Origin of the sequence: Pseudoalteromonas rubra (assembly GCF_000967655.1) — a bacterium.
Taxonomy (GTDB): domain Bacteria; phylum Pseudomonadota; class Gammaproteobacteria; order Enterobacterales; family Alteromonadaceae; genus Pseudoalteromonas; species Pseudoalteromonas rubra_A.
This window is the reverse complement of record NZ_JXYA01000093.1, coordinates 1-5,616: the sequence shown is the minus strand read 5'-3', so window position 1 is coordinate 5,616 and position 5,616 is coordinate 1. Positions and strand designations below refer to the sequence as shown.

The window sequence follows — 5,616 nt, the reverse complement described above, 5'->3', positions numbered from 1 at the left end:
CAAAATTTAGGGACCATTTCTGTACTCAGCCTCAGTAATCTCATAATACTCTTTTGACGGTTCTTGCAAAGCGAAATACTTACCGCCTTCAACTTTAGTATTTCCGCCGACCGATGAGCTGTAGAAAAAATTGAAAAAAAAGTATACAACCAACACAAAACCGACCAGAAAAGGCTTAATACTTAAGTTTTCGAGAATTTTTTCTCCAAGGCTAACACCGCTTCGATTCTCATATGACTTTGCTGAAAACAGTCCAATTAAAAAAACGAACACACACCCAATAGACATACAAACAGAAATATATGTGGGAGGCAAAACTCCAAACCAAGTCACTGCCTGTATAGAAACCAACCCCAGTATTGGGATCAACATCAGATATTTCATAGTTCTTCTAACGCCCCAATAATAAGTGAACCAAGTGCTGGCGAGCGATTTTTTCAGCAAATAACATGGCATGCCTAAGTAAATCAGATTCGTTGACTTGTTATGTAACTTTACTAAGAACTGAATAAGTTTGTGAATTTAGACAGCCCTAGTAAAACTGCGCCAACAACCAATGTATGAATTTTATATTGAGACCAGGAAAATGAATCACTTGGCACAATTTTTAGGTAAGTGCCAAGGCTAGGATCTCTAAACATATCTACTGGTAGTAAATCTACCACAAAAATTATTGCTGAGAATACAATCAGTGTAATGCCAGTTATTAAAATAAACTTACCCATTACTCAATCCTGAGAGTTACATAACGCTTTAGTCTGAGGAATCCCCAGATAGTTATATTTAAAATCAATATGGTGGACACACAGGGCATTGTTTGAGCTAATTTATTTCGCCAAAAACCAATTAGATAACAACACCATGCAGGATATCACCACCCTACACGATATGCTCAGAAAAAACTGCCCCAAATTCATGCTCAGCGCCTTGAATCATTAATACTGGCAACCGAAACTTTGTTCGATAGAAGTCAACTTTCACTTACTAGGAAATTTGCAAGGACATCAAGTTTTAAAATGCCGTCATCAGCACAGCGGTTTTTATTTGGGAGTCTCTCAAAGCTAACGCATAGTCTCTTTTCTGGTGAGCCATAGCCTCGATGTACAGGTATATTAAATTTGCAAAACTACCTGGCGGCTAGCCTACTCATATTTTTTAGCAATATTTAGCAGCAGCGGTAGTGCTGGTTCTACCATATCATGCCCATAGCCATCTAGCTCAAGAATTTGAGTCGCTTTGTGGCCGTTTACTTTCATCATTCGTTCAAAGTAAGCGTTCTCTTCGTAGCGACCAAGCAGTTCGAGCTCTCTGTCACCGGTTATCAATGTGATGGGAGGCGCATCTTTACGCACATGGTAGAGCGGTGCGAGCTCATCTATTATGGGTTGCTCACCTTTGATGCCGCGCTCATCCCGCACTGTAAAGTGAGTTATCGTGTGGCCGCTAAATGGAACCAGCTCAGCAAGCCTGTTTGCATTAATATTGTGCTTCGCCAGCCACTGGGTATCCATGCCTACCATAAGTGCGAGATAGCCACCTGCGGAATGACCAGATAATATGATTTTACCCGGATCGCCGCCGTAACTTTCAATATTTTTGAATACCCAGGCTACAGCACTTGCAGCATCTTCGATGTAGCCTGGCGCTTTAATTTTTGGGTAAAGACGATAATTCGGTGCAACAACACACACACCTTGGTTTAATAACCTTTGAGGTAGCGTTTTTTCACCTGCTCTTAATCCTCCGCCGTGAAACCAGATAATAACAGGCTGGTTTTGCTTGTTTTTCGGACAAAAAATATCAAGTACACCACGTTCGATTAAGTACGCATCGGTTTCATTTTCGTGCACATAAGAAATATTGAGCCATTCTTTTGAATATACCGAACTACTCATCACTAGAGTTGCGAGTAACAGTAAAATATGTATTTTCATTTATTATTCCAGATAGTGAAAAAGCTTAGTTGTTGACATAGCGCTTTAGCATACATGCTTGAACTGTGCCGCGAGCCCAAAACCGTACTCGGCCGGTGGGTTTTGATTTGTCGAGTGGCTTTTACCTTGATCCATTTTTAATTCAATATAGCGAGGTTCCCTGCCTGACACCGTATTTGTGGCTATTATTAGAACTATTCTATCTCCTTTTAGCAAGGTACAGTATATACGTAGTTCCCTGCTCGCAAGCGTCCGGGATCACAACAGACGCTGCGGGTCTGATCAATGTGCATCTAATTCTGAGCCAGGAGCTCGCTAAAGAAGGCCTCTCAAACAGGGTTAACTAAATTTGCTCCGCTTAAATTTGGGTTAACTGAGCCGTAGTGCTCAAGCATGTAGTCAATAAATAAACGCAATCTGTGTGGCATGTTATCGCGGTCGTGGTAGAGCATGGTCAGCTGCCTTGGCTGACCTGTCCAGTCTTTGGCCAACTGGATCATCTGGCCCTGAGCTATCTGGTACTGTGCGATAAAGCGGGGAATAAAGCCAATACCCAGCCCGTCGGTAACGGCTTGTGAAACCAGGTTCAGGTCGTCGGCTTCCAGGCGAATCATTGCGCCGGGTGTGTAACTAAATTGCTCGCCGCTCTGTTGATTGTGCAATTTCCAGGTTCGCACTGGGTTACTGAGGACAACAGGTAAATCAAGTAACTGTTCGGGATGCACTATATCACCCCTAAGCGGCATGCCCGGACTGGCACAAATGATGGATTCTATGGACCCCAGTGGCCGGGCTATCCAATCCAGGGGAAAATGCTCACTGGCCCGAAATGCGATGTCGATATGCTCGCCCTCAATATCGATATTTCTGTTCGACAGCGATAACTCAATTTTAATTCCGGGATACGTGTGTAAGAAGGCGCTAAAGATATGGGCAAGCTGGTGCTGAGCGAGGTTGTTTGGGGCAGAGATGCGAATAGAGCCATGCGCTTCATGCCGCTGGGCCGATAAGGCATCGCTGATGTCTTGGAGCTCACTCAGCAAAGGTCCGCAGCGCTGGGCGTATTGTGCCCCGCTGCCTGTCAGTGTTACTCGGTGAGCATCGCGGTTGAGCAGCCTCAGCCCGAGGGTGTTTTCCAGCTGTTTGATCCGTCTGCTCAGAGTTGAAACAGGCATGTTCAGGCTCTGCGCCGCCTGACTAAAGCTGCCGTGTTGTGTCACAACCCAGAACAGCCGCATATCGTCCAGTGAATAGTTAGTTTTCATTTATGGAATTTAAAGTCTCAAAAAACGGCATTCTTTACCTTAAATGGAAAATATAAACTAGTGACTCAATAAGTCAATGAGAAGTAAGGACATATGAATACACCCATTCGGACCACAGTGATGATGCTGATCTGCGTATTTTGTTGGGGCAGTGTTTTCCCCGTTGCCAAGGACGTTCTGCTGCACATGTCCGGGCTTTCGCTGTCAATCTGGCGCTTTGCTATCGCGCTGATCAGCCTGTTTATTTTTATTCGTCTGACCCGAATGCGCATGGTGTCTCTGTCTTTAAGCAGGTATCTCATACTAGGCATCATAGGTGTGATGGGCGTGGGCGGTCTGAATCTGGCGCTGTTTTCGGGGCTGTCGCACACCTCGGCAACAAATGGCGCCTTGATCATGGCGCTCAGCCCTATTGTCACAACCGTTATGACTGCGCTGCTAAGCAGAACATTGATAGCCAGGGTTCAGCTTTTGCAACTGGCGATCGCTTTTGGCGGTGTATTACTGGTTGTGGTCAACGGCGACCTGATAAGCCTTTTAAACTTGCAGCTTAACCAGGGCGACCTCACCATTATGCTCGGCATGCTTGCCTGGTCAGGTTATACCGTATGCGGGTCAAAGGTATCGGGCTGGCTGCCGCCGCTGGAGTTTTCTTTGCTGACCATGGCAGCCGGCCTGATTGGGCTGTCTGTCGCAAGTATGTTTCAGGCAGACGTCCACCCTGTGCAGGAGCTGCTCGCACTCCCCTGGCCGCTGTTAATAAGCATGTTGTACATTGGTGTGTTTGGTACCGTTGTTGGTTATTTGTGTTGGAACAATGGGGTAAAAACATTGGGCTCCGCCAATGCCTCTTTGTACTTTAATTTGGTCCCAGTGTTCGCGGCACTGGTTTCTTTACTGATGGGACAAAGCGTAACCGTAATTCAACTTGCAGGAATGTTAATTGTACTAACGGGCCTGACACTACCTTTGATGATAAAGCGAATAAAAAGAAACCGGGCAGCCACTTTGCCTTCGAATGGTTGATTGTATGGAGGATACGCAAGTGTTCATTCACTTGCGTTTTCATTAAGAGTTATTGCCAATACATTCACCTGCAAAGTTGTCCCCGGATTCCAAGCGACCGGGACAAAGGCGGAATCTGTCAGTCTCACACTAAAATGAAACCTACAGCACTGTTGTGACATGTTTGACTGCTTGCCATTCAACTCACTGAGCGTTGCCCGAATAGTAAATGGCATATCATCTGCGCTCTAATCTCGGATTAGTGTATATCTAAAGTGCCATGAGACTCCTCCTCTTTGGTTGTTTAACGTCTCAACAAGGATCTCAAGCATAAAAACCATCTTTAAGAACTCTAAGCTAATAATATTATTCGTATTAATTAAACAGTATGCTTTAATACCTGCCCTCTACCCGATATCCAGAAATAGACGTATCATTGTGCAAAAAGTAGTAGAAATAACATTTGAATTCATTGCCCTATGTAAGGAAAAACGAAAGCTTTCAGAACATACTTTAAAAGCCTACCAGATAGATTTAAAACAGTTCTGCGCAACAATTAATCCAGAAAAACACATCAATGAGGTTTCCAAGGTTGACTTGGTCAAGTTTCATCAATTCCTGGTTGACGCGGAGCTGTCAAACACGTCCGTTAAGAGAAAAATGGCTTGTCTTCGCGCAATGTTTCATTGGCTTGAACGTGAAGAAATCATTGATGTGAGCCCATTCCACAAATTTCAGCTGGATATAAAGCTACCCAAACACTTACCCAGAAACGTTCCTCAGTCAGATCTGAGACGACTACTAAAGCAAGCTCGAAAATCCAGTAAGGACATGCTGAACGAACAGTCCGGCAACTATGAAGTGCGATCCAAACGCCGCCTTAACGACCTGACAGCGCTGATCGCATTAGAGATCATGATCAGTACAGGCATACGAGTATCAGAGCTTTCTGGTATCGAATTGAGCGATATATACATTAGTGAAAAGAAGATTAAGATTATGGGCAAAGGCTCAAGAGAGCGTTTTGTGTATCTGACCGACCAAGAGATAGTTAAGTTACTCAAAAACTATATCGACAGTCGCTCCGTTTGCACCCCAAATCACTCCCAGCTGCTCACAAACAGTCGCGGAGAGCCCGCCTCTACTCAATTTCTCAGAAAACTCATTAAAACCTTAAGCCAACAATCGAATACTCAGCTAAAAGTCACGCCACACATGCTCCGACACAGCGCTGCATGCGAATTGCTTGAGTCAGGCCTTGATATCCGCTTTGTACAAAGGCTACTTGGCCACAGCAGTATCTCAACCACAGAGAGATACACGCACGTTAGCGATAACGTTTTGCAGAAGAAAATCACCAAAGCCAACGTGAGGAAGAGAATTGCTAGTTAGTAAGGATAACTAGGAATTAT

General features: G+C 44.5%; 6 protein-coding genes. 2 read left to right on the top strand and 4 right to left on the bottom strand.

Annotated elements, in window-relative coordinates:
* Positions 1-6: 6 nt before the first annotated feature.
* The 4 genes from TW77_RS23460 to TW77_RS23445 all read right to left on the bottom strand — a co-directional run bounded on the left by TW77_RS23460 (position 7) and on the right by TW77_RS23445 (position 3,199).
* Positions 7-384 carry a hypothetical protein gene (locus tag TW77_RS23460; protein WP_156158750.1) on the bottom strand — a complete coding sequence of 126 codons (378 nt, stop codon included), beginning with the start codon at positions 382-384 and terminating at the stop codon, positions 7-9.
* 113 nt (positions 385-497) lie between these two features.
* On the bottom strand, positions 498-725 hold the full coding sequence (locus tag TW77_RS23455; RefSeq protein ID WP_046007396.1) for a hypothetical protein: 228 nt from the start codon (positions 723-725) through the stop codon (positions 498-500).
* A 417-nt stretch (positions 726-1,142) separates the two neighbouring features.
* On the bottom strand, positions 1,143-1,934 hold the full coding sequence (locus TW77_RS23450; RefSeq protein WP_046007395.1) for an alpha/beta hydrolase: 792 nt from the start codon (positions 1,932-1,934) through the stop codon (positions 1,143-1,145).
* Positions 1,935-2,263: 329 nt separating this feature from the next.
* Positions 2,264-3,199, bottom strand: a complete 936-nt coding sequence (locus tag TW77_RS23445) for a LysR family transcriptional regulator (protein WP_046007394.1) — start codon at positions 3,197-3,199, stop codon at positions 2,264-2,266.
* Between the two features lie 93 nt (positions 3,200-3,292).
* Between TW77_RS23445 and TW77_RS23440 the strand changes: the two genes are divergently transcribed.
* Positions 3,293-4,225: a DMT family transporter gene (locus TW77_RS23440; protein WP_046007393.1), complete on the top strand. Its 933-nt coding sequence runs from the start codon at positions 3,293-3,295 to the stop codon at positions 4,223-4,225.
* A gap of 417 nt (positions 4,226-4,642) precedes the next feature.
* Positions 4,643-5,596 (top strand): tyrosine-type recombinase/integrase, encoded by a 954-nt coding sequence (locus TW77_RS23435; protein ID WP_046007398.1) that lies wholly within the window; start codon positions 4,643-4,645, stop codon positions 5,594-5,596.
* Positions 5,597-5,616: the final 20 nt, after the last annotated feature.

Bases quoted from the DNA above. Each gene is read 5' to 3' on its own strand.
- TW77_RS23445 (WP_046007394.1), bottom strand. From the start codon at position 3,199: ATGAAAACTAACTATTCACTGGACGATATGCGGCTGTTCTGGGTTGTG.
- TW77_RS23440 (WP_046007393.1), top strand. From the start codon at position 3,293: ATGAATACACCCATTCGGACCACAGTGATGATGCTGATCTGCGTATTT.
- TW77_RS23450 (WP_046007395.1), bottom strand. From the start codon at position 1,934: ATGAAAATACATATTTTACTGTTACTCGCAACTCTAGTGATGAGTAGT.
- TW77_RS23460 (WP_156158750.1), bottom strand. From the start codon at position 384: ATGAAATATCTGATGTTGATCCCAATACTGGGGTTGGTTTCTATACAG.
- TW77_RS23455 (WP_046007396.1), bottom strand. From the start codon at position 725: ATGGGTAAGTTTATTTTAATAACTGGCATTACACTGATTGTATTCTCA.